Source organism: Thermococcus sp. 4557, assembly GCF_000221185.1.
Lineage (GTDB): Archaea > Methanobacteriota_B > Thermococci > Thermococcales > Thermococcaceae > Thermococcus.
The window spans coordinates 843,670-865,627 of sequence record NC_015865.1; the positions used below are offsets into that span (position 1 = coordinate 843,670).

20 protein-coding genes and 1 tRNA gene are annotated in these 21,958 nt (G+C 56.7%); 10 read left to right on the top strand and 11 right to left on the bottom strand.

The features are described 5' to 3' along the window. Window positions 1-15: 15 nt before the first annotated feature. The 3 genes from GQS_RS04355 (at window position 16) to GQS_RS04365 (ending at window position 2,372) form a co-directional block, all read left to right on the top strand. Window positions 16-1,449, top strand: coding sequence for an MATE family efflux transporter (locus GQS_RS04355; RefSeq protein ID WP_014012456.1), 1,434 nt, complete (start codon window positions 16-18; stop codon window positions 1,447-1,449). A gap of 69 nt (window positions 1,450-1,518) precedes the next feature. Beyond that, window positions 1,519-2,187: a uracil phosphoribosyltransferase gene (gene upp / locus GQS_RS04360; RefSeq protein WP_014012457.1), complete on the top strand. Its 669-nt coding sequence runs from the start codon at window positions 1,519-1,521 to the stop codon at window positions 2,185-2,187. Window positions 2,188-2,284: 97 nt separating this feature from the next. Beyond that, a tRNA-Leu gene (locus tag GQS_RS04365) sits at window positions 2,285-2,372 on the top strand. A 172-nt stretch (window positions 2,373-2,544) separates the two neighbouring features. Here GQS_RS04365 and rpiA read toward each other — a convergent pair. From rpiA to psmB, 5 genes are read right to left on the bottom strand one after another with little or no spacing between them, the layout of a single operon-like run. Further along, complete coding sequence (gene rpiA, locus GQS_RS04370; protein ID WP_014012458.1) at window positions 2,545-3,228, bottom strand: ribose-5-phosphate isomerase RpiA; 684 nt, start codon at window positions 3,226-3,228, stop codon at window positions 2,545-2,547. Between the two features lie 4 nt (window positions 3,229-3,232). Beyond that, window positions 3,233-3,610, bottom strand: coding sequence for a hypothetical protein (locus GQS_RS04375; RefSeq protein ID WP_238515820.1), 378 nt, complete (start codon window positions 3,608-3,610; stop codon window positions 3,233-3,235). Between the two features lie 36 nt (window positions 3,611-3,646). Next, window positions 3,647-4,978, bottom strand: a complete 1,332-nt coding sequence (locus GQS_RS04380; RefSeq protein ID WP_014012460.1) for a pyridoxal-phosphate dependent enzyme — start codon at window positions 4,976-4,978, stop codon at window positions 3,647-3,649. Between the two features lie 25 nt (window positions 4,979-5,003). Continuing rightward, entirely contained in the window at window positions 5,004-6,950 is a 1,947-nt protein-coding gene (locus GQS_RS04385; RefSeq protein WP_048056525.1) for a beta-CASP ribonuclease aCPSF1, read from the bottom strand. Between the two features lie 10 nt (window positions 6,951-6,960). Continuing rightward, window positions 6,961-7,572: an archaeal proteasome endopeptidase complex subunit beta gene (gene psmB, locus GQS_RS04390; protein ID WP_014012462.1), complete on the bottom strand. Its 612-nt coding sequence runs from the start codon at window positions 7,570-7,572 to the stop codon at window positions 6,961-6,963. 118 nt (window positions 7,573-7,690) lie between these two features. Between psmB and GQS_RS04395 the strand changes: the two genes are divergently transcribed. Both GQS_RS04395 and GQS_RS04400 read left to right on the top strand, forming a co-directional pair. Next, window positions 7,691-8,854, top strand: coding sequence for a hypothetical protein (locus GQS_RS04395; protein WP_014012463.1), 1,164 nt, complete (start codon window positions 7,691-7,693; stop codon window positions 8,852-8,854). Window positions 8,855-8,858: 4 nt separating this feature from the next. Beyond that, the gene (locus GQS_RS04400; RefSeq protein WP_014012464.1) at window positions 8,859-9,221 is read left to right on the top strand and encodes a potassium channel family protein; all 363 of its coding nucleotides are present in this window, start codon (window positions 8,859-8,861) and stop codon (window positions 9,219-9,221) included. 63 nt (window positions 9,222-9,284) lie between these two features. Here the strand turns inward: GQS_RS04400 and gdhA are convergent, their stop codons facing one another. Beyond that, the gene (gdhA, locus tag GQS_RS04405; protein ID WP_014012465.1) at window positions 9,285-10,544 is read right to left on the bottom strand and encodes a glutamate dehydrogenase; all 1,260 of its coding nucleotides are present in this window, start codon (window positions 10,542-10,544) and stop codon (window positions 9,285-9,287) included. Between the two features lie 625 nt (window positions 10,545-11,169). Here gdhA and GQS_RS04410 point away from each other — a divergent pair. Continuing rightward, complete coding sequence (locus tag GQS_RS04410; RefSeq protein WP_083818277.1) at window positions 11,170-12,729, top strand: sodium-dependent transporter; 1,560 nt, start codon at window positions 11,170-11,172, stop codon at window positions 12,727-12,729. A 151-nt stretch (window positions 12,730-12,880) separates the two neighbouring features. Further along, entirely contained in the window at window positions 12,881-13,615 is a 735-nt protein-coding gene (locus GQS_RS04415; RefSeq protein WP_014012468.1) for a hypothetical protein, read from the top strand. Between the two features lie 13 nt (window positions 13,616-13,628). Here the strand turns inward: GQS_RS04415 and GQS_RS04420 are convergent, their stop codons facing one another. Together GQS_RS04420 and GQS_RS04425 are read right to left on the bottom strand one after the other, a co-directional pair. Continuing rightward, the gene (locus GQS_RS04420; protein ID WP_014012469.1) at window positions 13,629-13,946 is read right to left on the bottom strand and encodes a P-II family nitrogen regulator; all 318 of its coding nucleotides are present in this window, start codon (window positions 13,944-13,946) and stop codon (window positions 13,629-13,631) included. Between the two features lie 65 nt (window positions 13,947-14,011). Beyond that, complete coding sequence (locus GQS_RS04425; RefSeq protein ID WP_014012470.1) at window positions 14,012-16,003, bottom strand: 1,4-alpha-glucan branching protein; 1,992 nt, start codon at window positions 16,001-16,003, stop codon at window positions 14,012-14,014. Between the two features lie 129 nt (window positions 16,004-16,132). Between GQS_RS04425 and rqcH the strand changes: the two genes are divergently transcribed. Continuing rightward, window positions 16,133-18,085, top strand: a complete 1,953-nt coding sequence (gene rqcH / locus GQS_RS04430) for a ribosome rescue protein RqcH (RefSeq protein WP_014012471.1) — start codon at window positions 16,133-16,135, stop codon at window positions 18,083-18,085. Here rqcH and GQS_RS04435 read toward each other — a convergent pair. Then, a complete protein-coding gene (locus GQS_RS04435) occupies window positions 18,082-18,492 on the bottom strand; it encodes a hypothetical protein (RefSeq protein WP_014012472.1) in 411 nt (136 codons plus the stop codon). The genes rqcH and GQS_RS04435 overlap by 4 nt on opposite strands. 22 nt (window positions 18,493-18,514) lie before the next feature. Next, window positions 18,515-18,931, bottom strand: coding sequence for a nickel-responsive transcriptional regulator NikR (gene nikR, locus GQS_RS04440; RefSeq protein ID WP_014012473.1), 417 nt, complete (start codon window positions 18,929-18,931; stop codon window positions 18,515-18,517). Between the two features lie 81 nt (window positions 18,932-19,012). Here nikR and GQS_RS04445 point away from each other — a divergent pair, with 81 nt between their 5' ends. Next, complete coding sequence (locus GQS_RS04445) at window positions 19,013-19,459, top strand: hypothetical protein (protein WP_014012474.1); 447 nt, start codon at window positions 19,013-19,015, stop codon at window positions 19,457-19,459. On the opposite strand, the gene GQS_RS04450 is transcribed toward GQS_RS04445, so the two are convergent. Beyond that, the gene (locus tag GQS_RS04450) at window positions 19,456-20,457 is read right to left on the bottom strand and encodes a TIGR00341 family protein (protein ID WP_014012475.1); all 1,002 of its coding nucleotides are present in this window, start codon (window positions 20,455-20,457) and stop codon (window positions 19,456-19,458) included. The genes GQS_RS04445 and GQS_RS04450 overlap by 4 nt on opposite strands. Before the next feature lie 116 nt (window positions 20,458-20,573). Between GQS_RS04450 and GQS_RS04455 the strand changes: the two genes are divergently transcribed. Beyond that, window positions 20,574-21,923, top strand: a complete 1,350-nt coding sequence (locus GQS_RS04455) for a hypothetical protein (protein ID WP_014012476.1) — start codon at window positions 20,574-20,576, stop codon at window positions 21,921-21,923. Window positions 21,924-21,958: the final 35 nt, after the last annotated feature.

The following is a 21,958-nucleotide window of genomic DNA, read 5'->3' on the forward strand; positions in this document are numbered from 1 at the left end:
GCGGTCTGAGTGAAGATGAAGGGCGAGAAAATCCAGAGAATGAGGGACCAGATACTGAACGGCCCGATAGAGAGAACCCTCCTCATCCTCGCGGGCCCGCTCATAGTAAACAACCTGGTTCAGGTGGTGTACAACATAACGGACACCTTCTGGCTGGGCAAGCTCGGGAGGGAGGCGCTCTCAGCCCCGGGAACGGTCTGGCCGATAATAGGAACGCTGATGGCCCTCGGGATGGGCTTCACAACGGCGGGCTTCGCCTTCGTGGGACAGTACATAGGTGCCGAGGAGTACGAGAAGGCAAACCGCTCCGCGGGGGCGCTCTACTCACTCATGACGCTCTTCTCGGTCGCCACAGCCATAGTGGCCCTTCTGATTCTCCCCTATGCCCTCCGCTTTATGCGCGTGAGCGAGAACGTCTACCCCTACTCCCTGACCTACGCCACCATAGTTTTCCTTGGACTGCCGTTCTCCTTCGCGTTCATGGCCTTTGGTGCCCTCATGAGGGCCGCGGGCGACACAAAGACGCCCGTCAAGATAACGCTCCTCACAGTGCTGATAAACATAATCCTGGACCCCCTCTTCATCTTCGGCTGGCTGGGCTTTCCTGAGCTCGGCGTGGCCGGGGCGGCGCTGGCGACGGTTATAGCCAACGTCGTCGGAGCGGCCATTGGACTCTACCTCCTCTTCACGGACCGCGTTGGGATAAGCCTGAGCATTGAGAGCCTCAAGCCCGACTTCGAATTTTACGGAAAGCTCTTCAGGGTCGGCCTCCCATCGAGTATAGGCCAGTCCGCAAACAGCTTTGGATTCGTGATACTCACAAGGATTATCTTCGGCTTCGGCGACGTTACCTACGCCGCCTACACCATAACCACCCGCCTCGTGAACTTCCTGACCGGCATATCGAGGGGTATAAGCATGGCGATGGGAACCATGATAGCCCAGAACGTCGGGGCGGAGAACTACGGGAGGGCAAAGAAGATAGCGGAGAGGACGATGGCCATAAACTTCGCGATAGCCAGTCTTGCCGTGGCCGTCATTGGACTCTTCCGCGTCGAGATATTCCGCTTCTTCCTGAACGATCCTGAGGTCATCAGGGAGAGCGCGGTGGTTCTCAAGTACTTCCTGATCTCCGTGCCCTTCTTCAACGGCATCTTCATAGTCGTGAACAGAACCTTCAGCTCCGCAGGTCATACCAAGAAGAGTATGGCCCTGGGAATATTCCGCCTCTGGGGCCTGAGGATTCCGCTCAGCTACGCCTTCGGCTACGTAGGGGCCATCACAGTCCTGGGAATCACGATACCCCTCGCGGAGCTCTTCGACTTCACGAGTAAGGGTGTGTTCTTCGGCATGGGGATGAGCAACTTCATAGCGGCGATAGTGGCCCTTGCCTGGTTCCTGCGCGGCACCTGGATGAAGCGCATTATCGGGGAAGAGTCAAAAAAGTGATACACTGACGGCGGAAATTGGCAGGCGGAAGTCTAATAAACCCCTCGCCGAAGGGGTTTCGGTGAGAGCATGAAGAGGGACGAACGCTGGGAAGGTGTTTACTCCTTTGAGGACAGCCCCTTCATCATGGAAATACTGACGGAGCTCAGGGACGAGAGAACAGGGCCGATAGCCTTCAGAAAGGGCCTCGTTAAGCTCGGCCGCTACATGGCCTACGAGCTGACGAAGACCATGGAGGTCGAGAAGGTCCCCATAAAGACCCCGCTCGAAGAAACCGAGGGGACGCTCATAAAGGACAGGCGCAACGTTATCATAATCACGGTTCTCCGCGCGGCGATACCACTCATGGAAGGTCTCATTAAGGTTCTCGACCACTCCAGGGTCGGCATCGTATCCGCCTCCCGCGGCAAGGCCCCCAAGTTCGAGATAGAGATGAAGTACGTTAAGGTGCCCCAGGTAAAGCCCGAGGACACGGTTATCATAGCGGACCCCATGATAGCGACCGGCTCAACCCTCATCAAGGTTCTCGACGAGGTCAGGAAGTACGGGGATGCCAAGCGCTACGTCATAGTTGGGGTCCTGGCAGCGCCGGAGGGAATAAGCAGGATAAAGGAAGCCCACCCGGACGTTGAGATATTCGTGGCCGCGATAGACAGGGAGCTGAACGAGAAGGGCTATATCCTCCCAGGCCTCGGCGATGCCGGCGACAGGGCCTTTGGTGCGCCGATAAAACTCTAACGCCCTTTACATATTCTTTTTCACTCAAAGCCCTAACGGGACAGAGTTTAGTTAAGTTTATAAATCAGAGGTTGGTTATTTTCCTTGGCCCTCGTGAGCGGGGGTTGCCGAGCCTGGTCAAAGGCGGTGGACTCAAGATCCACTCCCGCAGGGGTTCAGGGGTTCAAATCCCCTCCCCCGCACCATTGAAACTTTGCCTTCGCAAAGCTTCAGCGTTGACGGAAAGAGTGCGTGCAATTCTAAAAACGCGTGTCTTCTAAGTGGGTTACGCTCCAATTGTCAATCTAATAGCGTTTCAGTGCTGACGATGGTATGCCCGAACAAGAGCCAAAATGAGACCTGCAAAAAAGAAAAACCTCAGCGCTCGAGCCTCTTGACGCCTTCCCTCGTGCCGACGAGGACTATGTCGGCTATGTCCGCGAAGATGCCGTTCTCAACGACGCCCGGAATGTTGTTGAGCTCTATCTCAAGGTCGAGCGGGTCGTCTATGCGGTGGAACCTGGCGTCGAGTATGAAGTTGCCGTTGTCAGTAACAACCGGCCCATCCTTCCTGCTCGCCATCCTCAGCTCTGCCGTCGCGTTGAAGACCTCTATCTCCTCGGCTATGGCGCGCCATGCGGCCGGAATGACCTCGATGGGAACCGGCATCCTCTGGCCGAGCCTCTCGACGAGCTTGCTCTCGTCAACGAGGACGAGGAAAGTTCCTGCCCGGTACTCGATTATCTTCTCCATGGTGAGCGCCGCACCGCGGCCCTTGATGAGGTTGAGGTTGGGATCAACCTCGTCAGCGCCATCGACGGCTATGTCTATCGCATCGACCTCGTCCAGGCCGACAACGGGTACGCCGTTCTCGAGGGCGAGGAGCCTCGCCTGATACGAAGTCGGGACGCCGTAGACGTCCTCAAGCTCCTCCTCCATGATGAGCTTGCCGAGGTACTCGATGAAGTAGGCCGTGGTCGAGCCGGTGCCGAGGCCAACTATCATGTCGTCCTCAATGAACTTCAGGGCCTCTTTGGCGACGGACCTTTTGAGTTCCTCCATAGGATCACCCCACGGAAGTCAGGTTGCAGGTCACGGTGGCGTTTCCGTTCACCACCATCTTGTACAGCAGGCTCTGATTGGAGTAGCACTGCGGGGTAAAGCTGGTCATGAGTGAATAGCTGAGCATCGTGAAGTAGAGCCAGAACAGCGCCCAGCCCCAGAAGGCCTTCTTGAGCACTGCCCGCTCCTCTGGTATCTCGGGCGGCAGTCCCTTGATGACCGCGAGCACGAACCTGTCGATGATGAAGTACAGGGCCAGGCCTATGAGCCACCCATACTGTATCTTAGCCGCAGCCACTCCGCTGATTATCCCTGTTATGACCCCCCATAGATAAACCGTGAGTGAAAATTTATGCTCGATAGCCAGTTCCACATTCTTCACCTACGACTAGCTTTTAAAAGGGGCTTTAAAACCTTTCTACCCTATGGTCTCAAGGAACCTCCTGCCCCTCTCCGTCAGCCCGTAATAGACCCGTCTCCCCTTTCTGTGGGTCTCCTCGATAAGCCCCATGCTCTCGAGCTCGCGAAGGTGCTGGTAAACGGCCTGGTACTTGAGCGGCTTCTCCAGTGCCTCCCATATCTCATAGCCGTACATGCTCCTCCCGCTCAGCAGCTTCAGTATCTCGAGCTTGGTTCCGCCGACGGTGAACTTCTCCCTGCTCTCGGAGTAGTGTCCCTTGAGGCCCGAACTTGTAACTATAAGGGCTATCCTGTCGTCGCGTTCGAAATAATTCTCCTCCGCCAGTTTGAGGAGTGCAGGGACGATAACCGAAGAGGCGTACTCCGCGAATATCCCCTCCCCGGCAAGGAGCCGCTGCCCCAGGTCAAGCTCGTCCTCGCCGACGAGAACAGCGGTTCCCCCGCTGGCGTGTATAGCCTCCAGGGCGAGCTCTTTCATGACTGGGCTCTTCACGTACAGGGCCAGCGCCTTGGTCGGCTCGGCCCGCGGCTCAACTCCAAGCACCTCGCTCGCTATGGGGGAGCACTTCTCGGCCTGAACGGCGATCAGTTTCGGCATCTCATCAACCACACCCACCTCGATGAGCTCCTTGAAACCCTTGTAGATGCTGTAGAGGTTGCTGCCGCTTCCAGTCGGGACTATCACGTGCGTCGGGTTCAAATCCTCCCAGAGCTCGAAGGCCAGCGTTTTCTGCCCCTCCAGACCGATGAGATTGCTCTCGGGGGTGACGTTGTAGAGCCCCCTGCCCTCAGCCAGCCCCTCCGCGTAGTTTATGCCCTCGTCCACGCTCTCCCCGTACCGTATGAGCTTTGCCCCGAGGGCCACTATCTGATTGAGCTTGCCCTGCTCCACGAGCTTCGGCACGACGGTGTAGGCTGGTCTGCCGGCTCTGGCGGCGTAAGCGGCAAGGGAAGCTGCCGCGTTCCCATTGCTCGCCACCACAAAGCCGTTTTCTGCGTGGGGAAGGCCATAGGAAACGGCAACGGTCGTGAGACGGTCCCTGAAGGAGCCGGTGGGGTTCCTGGTCTCGTCCTTGATGAAGACGTTGAGCCCAAGCTCGCGGCCGAGTTTGGCCCTTATGAGGGGCGTACCCCCCTCCCGAAGGCTCACGACCTCAGGGACGTCCGGCAGAAGCTCCCGGTATCTCCAGACACCGGGTTCACGGTTCCGCCACCTGGACGGGTCGACTTTCTCGTAATCGTAGGGTATCTCCAGACGCTCCCCGCAGGAGCACCCAGGGGGAATAAGGGAAGAATAGAGACGCCCGCAGCTGGGACAGCGGACCTTCATTTTCACCACTTCTCGATCCCGGCCGTCACTTGAGCCTTATGGCGTCGAGGTTGTTCGGAGCGCGAGTTGAGAGGCCGAACTTCTTGTGTATGCTCGTGCTGAGGTCGAGGCACTTGTGGGCCTCGCCGTGGACGGTTATGACGCGCTCCGGCCTGGGCCTCAGGCGGGCTATGTAGCTTATGAGCTCCCTCCTGTCGGCGTGACCGGAGAAGCCGTCTATGGTGTGAACCTCCATGTTGACGTTGACTACCTCCGTCTTTCCGCCCTCTCCGACGAGCGGTATCTCGCGTAAACCTCTCTGCACCTGCCTTCCGAGGGTTCCCTCCGCCTGGTAGCTCACGAAGACCATGCTGTTCTTCGGGTCTGAGGCGAGCTGCTTGAAGTACTCAACGCTCGGTCCGCCGACGAGCATGCCCGAGGTGGCTATGATTATGGCCGGCTCGCCGGAGTCTATGATGTCCTGCCTCTCGCGTGAGTTAGCGACGGGCTTGAATATCGGGTTGAGGAACGGGTTGTAGCCCTCGTGGAATATCTGCTCGCGCAGGTGCCTGCTGAGGTACTCCGGATAGGCCGTGTGGATCGCGGTAGCCTCCCATATCATTCCGTCGAGGTAAATCGGAACCTCGAGTCCGCCTATCCTTGCATACTCCTCGAGCACCATCATTATCTCCTGTGCCCTACCGACGGCCATGGCCGGGATGAGCACCTTTCCACCGCGCCTGATGGTCTGGTGGATGACCTCTATGAGCCTCTTCTCCGCCTCCTCCCTGGGCATCTGGTAGTCGTTGCTTCCACCGTAGGTGGACTCCATCACGAGGGTCTCGAGGCGCGGGAACCTGCTGACGGCCGGCTCGAAGAGCCTGGTCGGGATGAACTTGAAGTCGCCGGTTATGGCTATGTTGTGGAGCCCGTTGCCTATGTGGAGGTGCACTATGGACGATCCAAGGATGTGGCCGGCGTTGTGAAGGGTGAGCCTCATGTCAGGGGCTATGTCGCGGACCTCGCCGTAGTCGAGGGTTATGGTGTGCTTTATGACCTCTTTGATGTCCCTCGGCCTGTAGAGCGGCTCGACGCCGTTCATCTTCTGAATCTCGATGAAGTCCTGCTGGAGAAGAACCATCAGGTCCCTCGTCGGGGGAGTCGTGTATATCGGCCCGTCGAAGAGCTTGTAGCGGAAGAGGTACGGCAGCATTCCACTGTGGTCGAGGTGGGCGTGGGTTATGATGATGGCATCCAGGAGACCCGCGTCGAGGACGTAGCGGAACTCCGGGGCCTCGAAGTGCGGGAAGGCCTTCTTGGGATCGCGGAGGGCGGCTATGTTGACACCAAAGTCGACCAGAACGTAGCTCTCGTTGGTCTGGACAAGGAGGGCGCTCCTTCCGACCTCACGGAAGCCCCCCAGGCCGGTTATGCGTATCCAATCGCTCTTGACCTCAGGCTTGCGGTAGATGTTCCTGCCCGCCTGGCGGAGGAACTTCCTCCTGTCCTTGGCCTCGGCCTGGAGTATCTGCCTTATCGAGTAGATGGTCTGGCTCTGGAGCGGAGGGGTTCTGACGACCCTCGGCGCCCAGTGAACCTTCTGGGTTATGAGCCTCAGGGTTTCGCCGTTCTTGCCGATGACGAGGCCCGGCTTCTTGGCCTCTATGAGGACCTCACCGACGGACGGGTCGAAGCTTATGTTGGTTATCTCCGCCTCCGCCGGAACCAGGGCCTTTATCATGTCCTCCGCCTTTTCTGGCGGGAGGAGGACATCCGGGTCGGGGCGGACGCTTATGCGCTTTTTAAGAACCTTGGCGAGGTTCTTTATCAGCTCCCCGTCCCGCATTATGGCCTCAGGGTTCCTAACGTATATGACCAGCTCGGGACCCTCGAACTCAACGTCGGTTATCCTCGCCTCGGGCGGAACCATCTGGCTTATTACAGCTTTTATATCGCGTAGTATATCTTCGACGAAGGTCTCTCTTCTTATCACCGGTATCACCTCATTCCAGAAGACCCTTTATTTCCTCCTCGCTCCATTCCTTGTATCCTTCATCCGTGACGGTAACGAGGGTAACGCCACCGCCCGTAAAAACGTCCCTTCTGGTGGCGGCTTTTATTGCCCTGAGCGCGAGCTTAACGCCCTCTTCCAGTGTCATATTCTCCTTAAACTCCGCCTCAAGTATCGAGAAGGCGAACTCCATACCCGAACCGGCGGCCGTGAACCTGTCCTCGGTAACGCCACCGGCCATGTCCACGGAATAAAGCCCGGGCTCTCCGGTGTGGCCCGCTATGAGAAACCACCCAAAGTACGGCATGAACCTGCTCCCGTGAAGCACGTTAGAAGTCAGGGTCGCGAGGGCCTTAACGCTCATCTCCTTACCCACCTTGGCCCGGTAGAGTTTGGCCTCGGCCCTCAGAAGCCTGACGAGGCTGAGAATGTCGCCGACGCTGCCGGCACCGGCCAGGGCCAGGTGGTCGTCTATCCAGAAGACCTTGGTAACGTTCTCTGAGAGCACCATGTTGCCCAGAGATGCCCTTCTGTCCGCTGCCAGGACTACGCCGTCCTTACATACAATGCCGACCGTAGTCGTTCCCTTTAGCTTTTCAGTCAATTACAACACCCCTGCTGGTATGTTTTTAGAACAGAAGAACCTCTACAACGCCACTTTAGGGGAATAGTATTTAAAGGTTTCGTCCAAAATGGCCTTTTAGATGCAGCGGGGTGGTGAAATGAAAGAGATAATACTCCTCACCGGGCCGCCCCTCAACGGGCGTGACGAGTACATAACCGAGGCGCTGAAGCTCGCCGAAGGGGAGAGCTACGCCTACTACCACGTCTTCGACTACATCAGGGAGGTCGGAAAGGAGCTGGGCGTTAAGATAACCAGGAAAAACGTTCTCGACTTCGCCATAAGCCACCAGGATTTGATGAACGAGATACGGGACGAGGCTTTCAATAGAATAAGAAAGGAGATAGACGAAAGCGGGGAAAAATTCCATCTCGTTTCAACGCCGAGCCTCTTCCGCTGGGGAAGCGGAAGCGTCATCGGATTCACCACAAGCAATCTAAAGCTTCTGAGGCCGAACCGCGTGATAATAGTCCTCGACGACGTCCTATCAGTCAGAAGGCGCATCATCAACGACCCGGAGTGGTTCGAGCGCTTCGGCGAGAATCCTGAGAACATAAAGCTCACCACCCTAGTCATGTGGCGCGAGGATGCCATAAACCACGTCAAGACCCTGATACACGAGCTGAAGAAGGAAGGCATCGAGGTTCGCTACATCCTCCAGTTCGGCATAAGGCACCCCTACGAGGTCTTCCTCGACCTGATATTCCACGAGGCCGAGAAGCCGCTCGTCTACCTCAGCTATCCAATGACCGGCCACGAGGAGGAGTACTACCACCGCGTTAGGGACTTCTACGACAAACTGAGCGGGCACTTCACGGTTCTCGACCCAGGGGCTCTGGACGACTGGTGGGTCGTTGCCGAGTACGACGCCCAGGTCAACAGGGACCCCTCGATAACGCACATCAAAATCAAACATCTCCTGGACGGCGAACAGGTGGAGGAGCTTGACAGGGAGGACATAGAGCAGGCCACTGACATACTGAGGCGCCAGCTCGTCGAGAGGGACTTCAACCTCGTCGACGTTAGCAAGGCCATAGCGGTTTACCACTACGCGGAAGGCGTTTCTGCCGGCGTTATCAGTGAGATGGCCGAGGCGTACAGGACGTTGGCGGCGATATACCTTTACTACCCGTTCAAGAGGCGCCCGAGCCCGTTCATGGAGTTCTACGGCATGCAGAACCCGTCGAGGAGGACGATGTTCAAGGATGAGGACGAGATGATAAGGGCGATGGTCGAGGAGAAGGAATACTGGGCCAAGGTGTGAAGGGATGGAGAAGAAGACAGAGGAAGGGCTCGAAATCGAGCTCATAGGCTTTCGCACCTTTTTTCATGAATTTTTGAGGGTCCTCTACTACGTGAAGAGCATCCTCCTCGGCCTCTTTGCCCTGATAGTGGTTTTCGGAGTGGTTCTATCATTCCAGGAGTCCATAAGCATCGGCAACGGAATCTACTTCGCCTTCGTTTCGGCCTTCACCGTCGGCTACGGTGACATAACCCCCACAACACCCGTATCCAAGTTCCTCTGCGCCCTCGTGCTCCCCCTGCTCGGCATGACATTCAGCGGAATAATGGTCGCGGCCGCGATGCAGGCGATATCGAGGCTCTACCAGGCAAAGGGCAGAAAGTCCTAGAATCTGAATCTTTTCACATTAATTCTCGGACGAACAGAAACGAATAGAAAAGGGGAGAAGAAATCACTTCTTCACCCATCCGCGCCACTTCATGGCGTCGTAGACCCTCTGGACGGCGACGACGTAGGCGGCATCCCTCATCGGGATGTTCTTGTCCTTGTGGGTGTTGTAGACGTCCCAGAAGGCCTTGGTCATCTTCTTGTCGAGCTTGGCCCTGGTGGTCTCGGTGTCCCAGTAGTCGCCGGTTATGTTCTGGACCCACTCGAAGTAGCTGACGGTAACACCGCCGGCGTTACAGAGGAAGTCCGGTATGATGAGGACGCCCTTCTCGTGGAGAATCTCGTCGGCCTCCGGGGTGGTCGGACCGTTGGCGAGCTCGGCGACGATCTTGGCCTTGATCTTGTCGGCGTTGTCCTTGGTGATGACACCCTCGATGGCGCTCGGGGCGAGGACGTCGACCTCGAGCTCGAGGAGCTCCTCGTTGGTGATGTTGGTGGCTCCCGGGAAGTCCTTAACTGAGCCGTTCTCCCTCTTCCACTTGAGGACCTCGTCGGCGTTGAGGCCGTCCGGGTTGTAGATGCCGCCCTTGCTGTCGCTGACGGCGACGACCTTCATGCCGTGCTCCTCGCTCATGATCTTGGCCATGTAGTAGCCGGCGTTACCGTAACCCTGGATGGCGATGGTCTTGCCCTTGAGGTCCATGCCGAGGGCCTTCGCGGCCTCACGGACGGTGTAGCTGGCACCGCGGGCGGTGGCGTCCATCCTGGCGACGATACCGCCAACTCCGGGCGGCTTGCCGGTGATGATACCGAAGCTCGGGACCTTCCTCCTGCTGATGGCCTCGTACTCGTCCATCATCCAGGCCATGATCTGCGGGTTGGTGTAAACGTCAGGGGCCGGAATGTCGGTGTACGGGCTGATGACGTCGTAGATGGCCCTTATATAGTTCCTCGCGAGCCTCTCCTTCTCCCTCTCGCTGAGCTCCTTCGGGTTAACGATAATACCACCCTTACCTCCACCGTAGGGGAGGTCAACGACGGCGACCTTCCAGGTCATCCAGGTGGCGAGGGCCTTGACGGTGCTGAGGGTCTCGGCCGGGTGCCACCTGATACCACCCTTGGTCGGACCGCGGGCCCAGTTGTGCTGAACACGGAAACCGGTGAAAACCTTAACAGAACCGTCGTCCATCTCGAGCGGAACGCTGACCTCAACGATCCTCATGGGCTTCTTGAGCCACTCGAGGGCCTCTTCGCTTATGTCCATGAACTGGGCAGCCCTCTCGAGCTGCTTAACGGCCATCTCAAACGGGTCAATCTCGACCATCTATACCACCTCAGGTTTCGGTAATTTGCGAGGTACTCTTAGGCATTTGCATATATAAACCTTTCGATAAAGGAGGCAGGAGAACGGTTAATTTTAAACAAAAAGTTATGTACGGAAATTTTCGACGAAAAGAAAAATCCTCCCGAAATCTTAGGGCGAAAAGAGGGATGTACATCCAAGATTTTTTATACATCAAGGGACACAAAATTGCATCGATGAACCCAAGACAGACCCTATCATGTCCCGGAGCGATCCGGATGCGGCGCCCTCAGCGAGAAGTCGGTCATCACCCATCAGCTCACTCTTGTTCCAATCATCGGGCACCATCCATGGAATGGCATCGCGGGGTTAAATACTTGATGGAAATGCGCCGACAATGATTCGTCATTCTGTGGTACCCGGGCACTATAATTGCCATAATGCCAAAGCTCAAATTAATGTTTTTTCAACACATTAAAGAAATGACGAGAAAGGAAATGCCACAGTTTAACGCTTGAGTAAATCGTCTTTTGTCGAAAAAAACTATTAGAAAGCTTTTTATAGAATGCCTTGTCTTATACATAATGCCCCAAAGCCATACACAGGGGTTTCATGATCCGAACATTTAAGAACGGGGGTGAATATTGTGGAACAACAGAGGGATCAATGGGCAACTAAGATTGGTTTGATTTTAGCAATGGCTGGAAACGCCGTCGGTCTGGGTAACTTCGTGAGGTTCCCAACGCAGGTTGCCCAGAACGGTGGCGGAGCCTTTATGGTGCCGTACTTTATAGCTCTGTTCTTCCTAGGAATACCAGTGATGTGGATTGAGTGGGTCGCCGGTCGCTACGGTGGAAAGTATGGTCACGGTACCCTCGGTCCGACGTACTACCTCATGGCCAGGGAGCGCGTCAAGCCGAGAGGCGCACTGTGGTGGGGAGTTATCAGCGGTATGCTGGCCTTTTCACTGACTGTTCTCCTGAACAGCTACTACCTCCACCTCATCGGCTGGTCCGCGGCTTACTCCTACTTCAGCGCCACGGGCGCCTACTTCGGCCAGAACACCGGAGAGTTCTTCGGCAACTACCTCGGCAACCACGCCCAGGTTATGCTGTTCTGGGGCATAACCGTTATCCTCCTCGCCATAGCCGTTGGACAGGGCGTCAGCAAGGGTATCGAGCGCTGGGTTAAGGTCATGATGCCGCTCCTCTACGTCTTCGCCATCATAATGGTCGGCTACGTGTTCGTCCTCGGCTCACCAATAGACCCCAACTGGAGCACCATCGACGGATTCAGGTTCATTTGGAGCCCCAACTGGGCGTACCTCAAGGACCACTTCGCGACGGTCATGCTCGCCGCAACCGGACAGATATTCTTCACCCTCTCGCTCGGTATGGGTATCATCCAGAACTACGCCAGCTACCTCGGCCCGGATGACGACGTTGCCCTCAGCGGTCTCGCAACGGTCTCCCTGAACGAGTTCGCGGAGGTCGTCCTTGGTGGTTCACTCGCCGTCCCGCTGGCGACCGCCTACGCCCCCAAGATCGTGCCGCCCGAGATCCTCGAGCAGGGCAAGAACGAGGCCCTCGCTTGGATAGGCCAGAAGTTCGGCCTTGGATTCTCCTACACCAGCCTGCCCAACGTCTTCGTCAGCATGGGTGACATAGGAAAGCTCTTCGGAGCAATGTGGTTCCTCCTCCTCTGGTTCGCGGGCTTCACCTCAGCCATAGCCATGTACAACTACCTCACCGCCCTCCTCGAGGAGGACCTCAACATCAAGAGGAAGGTCGGAACCTGGGTAGTGCTCGTGCTCTACTTCATCGCGGGCCTTCCAGTTGTGTACATCAGCGGCTACCTCGACCAGGTTGACGCATGGGTCAGCTTCCAGCTCACGCTGCTGGCGCTCTTCGACATCATAGTGGCAGTGTACCTCTTCAAGCCCGACAACTTCTGGAAGGAGCTGCACCAGGGAGCATACATGAACGTCCCCGGATGGTACAAGCCGATACTGCTCTACATAGCCCCAATACTCCTGCTGATACCGCTGATAGGATCCGCCCAGAGCCTCGTTGGAGCAACCCTTGAGTGGCCGGCCAGACTGGCAATAATCTTCATGTGGATCATCGGTGCAGTGGAGAGCTACTACTCCATCAAGCGCAAGTACGGCGAGGAGCTCGAGAAGAACGAGGTCATCATAAGGGTCTGAGGTGATCGCAATGGAAAGCTGGATAATCTACATGCTGATAGCGTGGCTGGCAATATTCGCCATGATGGGCTGGAGCATCAACAAGCTGCTCAAGGCGGAAAGAGGGGAAGTGTCTTAAACCCTTTTTCTTTCTCATTTTGGGGGGGTATAGGTGAAAAGCGAAAAAATACTTCTTGAAACTGCCGAAGTTCTCGAATCAACCCTTGAAAAGATCGAGAGGCTCGGCATCCTAAGTGAAAAGGAGAAGACGAAAGTCAAGAAATCCCTGGAGGAAGCCGCGAGGAACTTCCGTGAGGTCGCCTCCAAGGTCGAGAAGGACAACGAGGAGCTGGCAGAGTTCTTCTTCAAAAAAGCCAAGGAGCTCAAATTGATGAGCACCGACAAGGGCATAGAAAAGGAGGGCAAAAAGAACTACCTGAAAGCTGTGAACAAGGTCCTCCTGTATTCCAGGTCGGCCGAGTACGACTTCATCCCTAAGAAGCTCGTCGAGCTTAAGAGGGTATACCGGAAATACATCTTCGGAATGACGTCGTTCTTCATCCTGACCGGTGCGTTCCTCAACCAGTTCTTCGCCATAACGGCGCTCATCCTGGCCATCCCGATAATCCTGTCGATGCTGTCCCTTCAGAGGAGGGGCTACACCGGACTCCTGCTGGCCTATGCCTCGGCCCCGATTCCCCTGGTCGTGGGTTTCAACGCGATAGTCTATTCCCTAGGTGCCCTACGCGACCCCAACCAGGTGAGCACCATAGCGGAGCACCTGGGGAAGAGCGTGTCCTTCGCGCAGGGATACCTGGTGTTCCTCACCATCCTGGCCGCGGTAGAAGTGTACCTGATAGCCAGCTCCCTCATCGAGCTCTACAGGAACAGGTACGCGTTCCTGTGAAAAAAGAAAGCCCTCAGTAGAGGGCTTCGTTTCCCCTCTCCCCCGTTCTTATCCTAATCGCATCTTCCACGGGGCTTATGAATATCTTCCCATCCCCTGGTGTTCCGCTCCTCGCGTTCCTGATGATGACGTCAACCACCTTCTCAAGGTCTTTGTCCTTCACGACGACCTCGATCTTCATCTTCGGGAGAAGGTCGTAGGGCGGAACGCCCCCCTGAACGCCCCTCCCCTGTACCGGATAGACCGTCAGGGGCACGATGCCTATCTGCTTGAGGGCGTTCTTCACCCGGTCGAAATCGTTTCCCCTAATAATCGCCTCAACTTTCTTCATGGCAACCACATAGATAGTTTGTCAAAACTTCAGAAAAGGCTTTCGAAACAAAAACAAAGGAAAATTCAGAAAACCTGGGCCAGGAACTTTCTCAGCCTCTTGGGCGAAATGCGCGTTCTTCTGGCCAGCTCCTCAACGTCCGCCATCTTGAGGTCCTCGATGCTATGAACCCCGGCTCGCTGGAGCTTTGCCAGCGTTTTCGGCCCGATGCCCTTTATCCTCAGGAGGTCGCTCTCGACCCTGCCAGGTTTTCCCTTCTTCCGCGTCCGGGGCTTTCTGGATTCCTCCGGGCTGGGCATCTTCACCTTTCGGGGGGACTTAACGACAATCTCCTTGACGACCTCGGTGGCGTACGCCCTCTCCGGAAGCTCCTCCCTCGGCCGTTCAACTGGCTCTTCACTCCTTTCGGGTGGAACCTCGGGCGGTTCGACGTACTCCTGGACCTCTGGGGGACTTTCGCTCACGTAGCTAGCGACAACCACTGGTTTGAATGGATTGTCCCTTTCCTCGAGCTCCTCAAGGAGCTTAACGTCGAAGTCTCCGGTTTTGACGTACCTCACCAGCTCGTTGGCCAGCCTGTGGAAGTCCCTGCTGTGCACCAGAATCCTCCTCTTTCCGTAATCCCTCGCCTGGCCGGTCGTTATGAGGAACTGCCAGTCGCTGGCCTCGAGTATCAGCAACTCCCTCGCAAGCTGTTCGAGGATTCTATCGGCGGTTCTGTCCCTTCCGTAGTACGCACTCGCCAGCGCCACCATCCGGTCCTCGGCTCTGTAGACGTGCCCCCACGTCCATTCGGTCTCCTCGTTCCACCACGTCGAGTGATCCGCGTTGGCCCCCCACGAGCCCTCGGGGAGCTCAATCTCATACCTCTCGCCGGTGTAGTTGTCAAGATAGGAGGAGAGCGTTGTGGTGACGATTCCCCTTTCCGCCATCAGCTCAAGAACCCTTCCGAGCCACTTGACGCCCTCGAACCACCAGTGGCCGAAGAGCTCCGTGTCGTAGGGCGAGACGATTATTCCCTTCTCCCCGAACCTCTCCTCGAACTCACCCAGCAGCCTCTCCGCCAACGAGACGAAGTGCCTGGCGTGCTCCTCAACCCGCTCCATGGCCTTCCCTGGGTCGTAGAACTCCTTCTCGCCGAGGTCAACGTTTTTCCCCGTTACGCGCCAGTACTGGCCGCCGCTCTTTTCGGCCTTCCTGTGGAACTCCCTGTACCAGAAGTCGCCGGGATAGCCGTAGTGCGCGCTCCAGACCTGGTGGCCCGTTTCCCTGTTGCGGGCAAAGACTGCCACCCGAGAACCCTTGATCCAGTAGGGCCTCAGCGTGCTCTTCTCTCCCTTGTAGAGCGGAATCTCGCCGTAGCCCTTCGTCACCGGACCCTCGTCGATCAGGTTGCTCTCCACGAAGAAGTACTCGATGCCGAACTCCTCCAGGAATTTCTCCATGCCCTTCCTCTCAACCTTCCTCCCGTCCGGCAGTTCCCACTCCCCCGCCGGCCGGTAGGCGCATTCGGGCAGCCATATCCCCCTCGGCCGCCTGCCGAAGTGCTTCTCGTAAGTGGCGACTCCATTGGCGAGCTGAGCCCTTATCGCCTCGTCCCTGCCGAGGAGTGGCAGGTAGCCGTGCGTTGCAGCCGAGGTTATCACCTCGATGTATCCCGCATCCTGGAACTCGCGGAACTTTCCTACGATGTCGCCGTTTATGGCCCTCCAGTAGTCGTAGACCTTCCTGAAGTGGTTCAGGGAGGCCCTAACTGCCCTCTCGTCGTACTTGTCCGATTTCAGGTCTTCCTCGGTGGTTTCAATCTTCCGTGTCAGGTACCTCTCGAACTCGACCTTGATGTAGTCGTCGGCCAGCTGCTCGGCCAAGACGGGGGTTATGTTAATCACGAGCTGGAACCTCACCCCCGAGGAGCGGAGGCGCTCGAACTCCATGAGGAGGGGCAGGTACGTTTCACTCATGGCCTCGTAGAGCCATTCCTCCCCGAAGGGCCATTTTCCGTGCTTTCGAACGTATGGAATGTGGGTGTGGAGGACGAATGTAAAGTAACCTTTCACTCTATATCACCGGGAGTGTTATCGCACTCGGAGTATTTAACATTATCCGGAACAGAGTTGGCCCCGTGAACACTTGCGAACACCGGTTAGGTTTAAAGGGGAGAGGAACAATCCGTGAGGGGTGAGAGAATGAAGGAAGAGATGAGCAGCGTGGATATCCGCTACATCGTGAGGGAACTGCAGTCCCTGGTTGGCTCTCGCGTTGATAAGATTTACCACGACGGCGATGAGATTAGGATAAAGCTCAGGACGAAGGAGGGGAGGCAGGATTTAATCCTTCAGGCCGGGAAGCGCTTCCATGTGACGACGTACGTGAAGGAGGCGCCGAAGCAGCCGTCGAGCTTCACCATGCTCCTCAGGAAGCACCTCAGCGGCGGGTTCATAGACGCGATAGAGCAGCACGGCTTCGACAGGATAGTGAAGATTCGCGTTGGGGACTACACCCTCGTCGGCGAGCTATTCAGGAGGGGAAACGTGATACTCGTGGACGGGGAGAACAGAATCGTTGCGGCGTTGCGCTACGAGGAGTACAAGGACAGGAGGATAATGCCGAAGGCGGAATACCAGTATCCCCCCGCCAGGGAGAACCCGCTCGAGGTAACGCGGGATAGGTTCATCGAGCTGATGCGGGAGAATGAAGAGCTCGAGCTCGTGCGCGCTCTGGCAAGGAAGCTCAACATGGGCGGAATGTACGCGGAGGAGATTTCCATCAGGGCCGGCTTCGACAAGACGACACCGGTTAAGGAGCTGAGCGATGAAGACCTGCTGAGGGTCTATGAGGCGATGATGGACACGTTCAATGATGAAGCGAGGCCCAACATAGTCCTCAAGGACGGAAACATGCACGACGTCGTTCCGATAGAGCTGAGAATCTACGAGGGGTTCGAGAAGCGCTATTTTACCACATTCAGCGAGGCCCTCGACGAGTACTTTGGAAAGATAACCATGGAGAAGGCGAGGGTCGAGCAGACGAAGAGGCTCGAGGCCAAGAAGAGGCAGCTCCTCATGACACTCAGGAAGCAGGAGGAGATGCTCAAGGGCTTTGAGGAGGGGGCAAAGGCCAACCAAGAAATAGGGGACCTGATCTACGCGAACTACGCCCTCATAGAGAGGCTTTTAGAGGAGTTCAGGAAAGCCACGGAGACACTCGGCTGGGACGAGTTCAAGAAGCGTATAGAGGAGGGCAAGAGGGCCGGCAACAGGGTCGCGCTCATGGTGAAGGGAACCGACCCGAAGGAAAAGGCCGTGACGATAGAGCTTGAGGGGAAGAAGGTCCGGCTGTACCTCAACAGGAGCATAGGCGAGAACGCCGAGCTCTACTACGAGAAGGCCAAGAAGTTCAGGCACAAGCACGAGGGGGCGCTTAAGGCCTACGAGGATACGAAGAGGAAGCTGGACGAGATAGAGAGGCTCATCGAGGAGGAGCTCAAGAAGGAGCTCAGCGTTAAGAGGATAGAGAGGAGAAAGAAGAAGTGGTTCGAGAAGTTCCGCTGGTTCGTCTCGAGCGAGGGCTTCCTTGTTCTGGCGGGCAAAGACGCCGGTACCAACGAGATTCTCATAAAGAGGCACATGGACGATAACGACCTCTACTGTCACGCGGACGTTTACGGCGCCCCGCACGTCGTCATCAAGGACGGCCAGAAGGCTGGAGAAAAGACCATCTTCGAGGCCTGCCAGTTCGCGGTTTCGATGAGCAAGGCATGGAGCAGGGGCGTTTACAGCGAGGACGCCTACTGGGCGCATCCGAACCAGGTCACCAAGCAGACGCCCAGCGGCGAGTATCTGGGCAAGGGGGCCTTCATGGTCTACGGCAAGAGGAACTGGCTCCACGGACTTCCGCTCAAGCTCGCCGTCGGCGTAATCAACTACGAGGGCGAAGACTTCGTCGTCTGCGCCCCGGTCGATGCAATAAAGGCCCACACGAACAGATACATCGTAATCCGCCCCGGTTCACTCAAGAAGAGCGAGCTGGTAAAGAGGATAAAGCGCATCCTCGAAAAGTGGGGCTACAAGGTAAGGGAAGAGGACATCATGTCAGCCCTGCCGCCCGGGAATGGCGAGATAGCCGAGGTCGTTGGCTAGAGCTTTTCGCCGCCCGCGACCACGAAGCCTATTACAAAGCTGAGCAGGGCTATAACGTAGCCCTCCGCCAGGATTCCAAAGTAACCGGAGCCGTAGACGTACCATGAGACCACGGTGAAGACGAACATCCCGACGGTGCCGATTCCGGGCCCGAGCCTGCCGCCCAGGACCCCGAAGAGCACCGCCACGAGGATCATGAATATCCCAGCAAAGAACGCTATGAAGGTGAACATGCCCGCGGTGCTGTTGGGGTTGAGCCACCAGAAGGCCCCCTCGAACCCGCTCGGGATGGTCAGGACTTCGCGGAGGATGCCGATGAAGGTTATCTCTCCGCCGTCAAAGCGGAACCACGGCAGGGCGAAGGAGAGCACGACCAGCAGGGATGAGAGGAAGGAAAAGAGCCTCACCTTCGCCACCCCTCAAATTTTATCAAACCAGTTCCCTCCCGGTGGTCGTCATCACGAGCTTCCCGTGCTTTACCCCCTTCAGGCTTATCAGCCTCTCGGCTATCTCCTTTATCCTCGTGGCCTTGCCCTTGACCACGACGACCTCGAGGCAGTTGTGTTCGTCCATGTGGACGTGGAGGCTTGAGATTATCTCGTCAACGTAGTCGTGCTGGAGATCGAGGAGTTCCTTCACGACGTCGGCCTCGTCGTGGTTGTAAACTATCGTGATTGTACCGGCAACGTCCCGGTCTCCCTCCTCCCACTCGTGTCGGACTATAAAGTCCCGCATCATGTCCCTTATTGCCTCGCTCCTGTTGACGTAGCCCTTCTCCTCAATTATACGGTCGAATCTTTCGAGCAGCTCATCCGGAACCGATACACCGAAGCGAGTGATCTTCATAACACCACCGTAATCTCTTTGGACGTCATCGTTAAAAACGTGACGCGAAAGCCTTTTATTCCCCCGGGGAAAGATAGGCCCATGCCAATCGAGGAGCTGTACGCCATAGCGACCAGGGAGCTCGCCAAGGACCTTGTGTTCGAGATAGACGAGGAGCCGGTGACCCTCTCCATAAGGGGGGTTCTGCTGGCGAGAACCGACTCCAAGAGCTACAACTTCTCCTTCTTCGAGCTGAGCGAGGACGAATTCGTTCTCGCGGTTCAGATGAAGGGCTTCGTCGTCTACCTCGGCATCGAATCGGACGAGGAGCTGGAGGAAGAGGTCTACCCCGAACTCGTCAGAGCACTCTTGGAGCACCTCACGCCCCAGATAGCCCTCCTCATCACGAAGGCTGAGAAGGAGTACCCCGGAAGGGCCGACCTGCTCCTCGACGACGAGATGGGTCCTGACATGAAGGAGTTCTTCTACGGTCTCCTGGTCAAGCACAGGAAGGGCAGACCCGTCTACGAGCAGACGGAAGTGGCCTAGCTGAGGAGCTCCACAAGTACCAGAGTGACGAGCATAATTGCCAGCACCAGCATCGTTCTCTTCGTGTAGAGCTTTGCGGCCCTTCTCTCGTAGTAACTCCTGGGGGAGACGTTCAGGACGTAGAGTCCAAGTAGAGAACCGCTGAGAAGGCCGAGGACGTTCTCAACGGTGAGGACGAGCGAGCCCCTAAAAATTCCCCACCAGCCCATAGCGAGGGATATCCCTATGACCGTTGTCGGCGGGACGAGGGCGGCGGCGATCGAGACGCCGGCCAGAATCTCCGGGATTCTGCTAACTATGGCAACTATTCCGGCGTAGCCGAGGATTATAGCCAGGAGTATGTAAACCAGCCCGGAATCGCCGCGGACGAGTATCTCGTGGGTTGGTTCGAGGGGCATTGAGCCCGCAAACCTCAGGGCCAGGGACACGAGGAGGGCCGACAGGAATATGACGCCGAGGAGCTTTAGGATTGAGGAAACGGCATCGAGGGCATCCCTTCCCTTGCCCATGACGATGTTGAGGGAGAAGCCGTAGAGCGGACCGAGGATCGGCGAGAGGAGCATGGCGGATATTATCATGACTATGCTGTCGTTGATGAGGCCGAAGAGGGCTATAATCGAGGCAACGGCGCCGAGGGTGAGCTGAATCGGGTCGACCTGAGCCTGGTTGTTGGCGTTCTCGATGAGCCCCTCTATGGCCGCCAGGGTCCAGCGGCGCTTGAACTTCTTAAGGGACTTTACCGAGTTTGCGTACTTCACGGACTTCCCGCTGACGGGGGCCCAGGTTATCGAGGAGTGACCCTTCCGCAGGTCAACGGCTTTCATCAGCTCGTCGACGACGTCGTTAATTACAAAATCCGGCACGAGGACGGTGAATTTGAGCGCCCTGTGCTCGTTGCTCTGCACTTCCTCGGCGTAGAACTGGAGGCTCCACTTGGTCAGAACATCCCTGACCTTCTCACCCTCGCCCTCGTCGCAGTAGATTTCCAGCCGGAGCATGGCCCATCGGAGGGACTACGGGCCCAGCACTAATAACCCTTGTGGAAACACTTCGGAATAATTTGAAGCGATTGTAAACCTTATAACCCTCTACGACGTAGAGGTTATGGAGGAACATGGCGGGCAAACTGGCTGTCTCCATCGCCATCTCGGCGTTGCTCTCTTTCCTCGCGTGGATACTTCTCCAGCTCAACCACTTCCTCGGAGTCCTCCTCTTTATCTCCGCGGTTATCATACCCCCGGCGGTTTTCAGGGACTACTACAGCAAAAGGCCCCTCCTGCTGGCACCGTTTTTGGTCATCTCACTCGTCTCAATGGTACTCCTGACGCCCCCTCCTGTGATGGGGCCAAACCTTGAGTTCGGCCTTCACCAAGCAACCGGTTGCTGGGAAGGGGAGGGCGATACCTGGCCAATTGATGGGACGGCCGACGTTATGTATTCATGCAACCAAGTACTCGGTAACTCCACGGTACGGGTTACTGGGAGCGCATGGAAATCGAGGAGGATTGAACTTCCCATTGTCGGCCACTTCGTGGCCATCTACGAGCCTCGCGGAAAGGTGAACAAGGCCTACGACGATGCTACAAAACGCATCGAATCGAAGGGATACACCAAGCTCGTGGAGAATTATGGAACCTACTCCGGCATTATAGACGATTTCCTGTTCATCAAAGGCAACGGGTGCATTTATCTCGCAAAGATGAGGGTTCCGGGCGGAGGTCTAACTGTGGTCTCGGCCAGGGGGCACTGTCCGGGCGTCAAGGCTTTCGCACTCCGGTGGAGAGACCCGGGCATCTGGAACGCCAGCGAACCGCCGATTTTTAGAGAATACCGCTTCAACTGGAGCTCAAGCGGGAGCGTCAGAGTTGGCAGGCTCAACCTATCTGACTGGCCCGGCGAGTGGGTTAAGAACACCTACGAAGCCATGGAAATCGAGCTCAAAGAAACTGGATACGTCAAGCGGATGGAGGGAAAAAGCGGGGACTGCAGGTGGTCGCTGTGGACGCGGGGCGGGGAATCAATCTACGTTTCCCTTCGGGAAAAAGAAATCATTGTGCTGAGAGGGAAAATGGAAGACGTTGAAAGAACCGCGAAGGGCCTTTCATGCGGGCTGAAGAACGGCCGGGAAGTTAGGGGGCCGACTCCTGAAGAAGTGCTCAACGCCGTAATTGGGGAGCTCAACGGGAGCTTTGTCCTGAAACCCGTCGGAGAACCCGCGCTCTGGGCCCTCGCTAGAAAAGAGTTTTTGACATCTGTGGGTGAGAAGAACGTCAGTGTGGCCCTTCTCGTGTACGGGATTCGCGGACAGTGCGACTACGCCCGCTACCTGCTCGACACTTCCGACGGAAGAACGACCTCCGTCTGCCTTGAACGCGGAGAGTACTTCGTCGCCGTTGCCGTTAAAGGGGACGTTGAGGGAGTGAATGCCGTCCTGTCGTCAATGAAACGACTAAAGAAAACTTAAGACAGTCCGAGTTCCCTACTCAGGAAGAGAAAGTA

What these genes read in the sequence shown, in the direction of transcription:
- GQS_RS04450 (WP_014012475.1), bottom strand. Translation starts at nt 20,457, where the DNA reads ATGCTCCGGCTGGAAATCTACTGCGACGAGGGCGAGGGTGAGAAGGTC.
- GQS_RS04420 (WP_014012469.1), bottom strand. Translation starts at nt 13,946, where the DNA reads ATGAAGAAAGTTGAGGCGATTATTAGGGGAAACGATTTCGACCGGGTG.
- GQS_RS04455 (WP_014012476.1), top strand. Translation starts at nt 20,574, where the DNA reads ATGGCGGGCAAACTGGCTGTCTCCATCGCCATCTCGGCGTTGCTCTCT.
- GQS_RS04395 (WP_014012463.1), top strand. Translation starts at nt 7,691, where the DNA reads ATGAAAGAGATAATACTCCTCACCGGGCCGCCCCTCAACGGGCGTGAC.
- nikR (WP_014012473.1), bottom strand. Translation starts at nt 18,931, where the DNA reads ATGAAGATCACTCGCTTCGGTGTATCGGTTCCGGATGAGCTGCTCGAA.
- rqcH (WP_014012471.1), top strand. Translation starts at nt 16,133, where the DNA reads ATGAAGGAAGAGATGAGCAGCGTGGATATCCGCTACATCGTGAGGGAA.
- GQS_RS04355 (WP_014012456.1), top strand. Translation starts at nt 16, where the DNA reads ATGAAGGGCGAGAAAATCCAGAGAATGAGGGACCAGATACTGAACGGC.
- gdhA (WP_014012465.1), bottom strand. Translation starts at nt 10,544, where the DNA reads ATGGTCGAGATTGACCCGTTTGAGATGGCCGTTAAGCAGCTCGAGAGG.
- GQS_RS04400 (WP_014012464.1), top strand. Translation starts at nt 8,859, where the DNA reads ATGGAGAAGAAGACAGAGGAAGGGCTCGAAATCGAGCTCATAGGCTTT.
- GQS_RS04380 (WP_014012460.1), bottom strand. Translation starts at nt 4,978, where the DNA reads ATGAAGGTCCGCTGTCCCAGCTGCGGGCGTCTCTATTCTTCCCTTATT.
- GQS_RS04445 (WP_014012474.1), top strand. Translation starts at nt 19,013, where the DNA reads ATGCCAATCGAGGAGCTGTACGCCATAGCGACCAGGGAGCTCGCCAAG.
- rpiA (WP_014012458.1), bottom strand. Translation starts at nt 3,228, where the DNA reads ATGGAGGAACTCAAAAGGTCCGTCGCCAAAGAGGCCCTGAAGTTCATT.
- upp (WP_014012457.1), top strand. Translation starts at nt 1,519, where the DNA reads ATGAAGAGGGACGAACGCTGGGAAGGTGTTTACTCCTTTGAGGACAGC.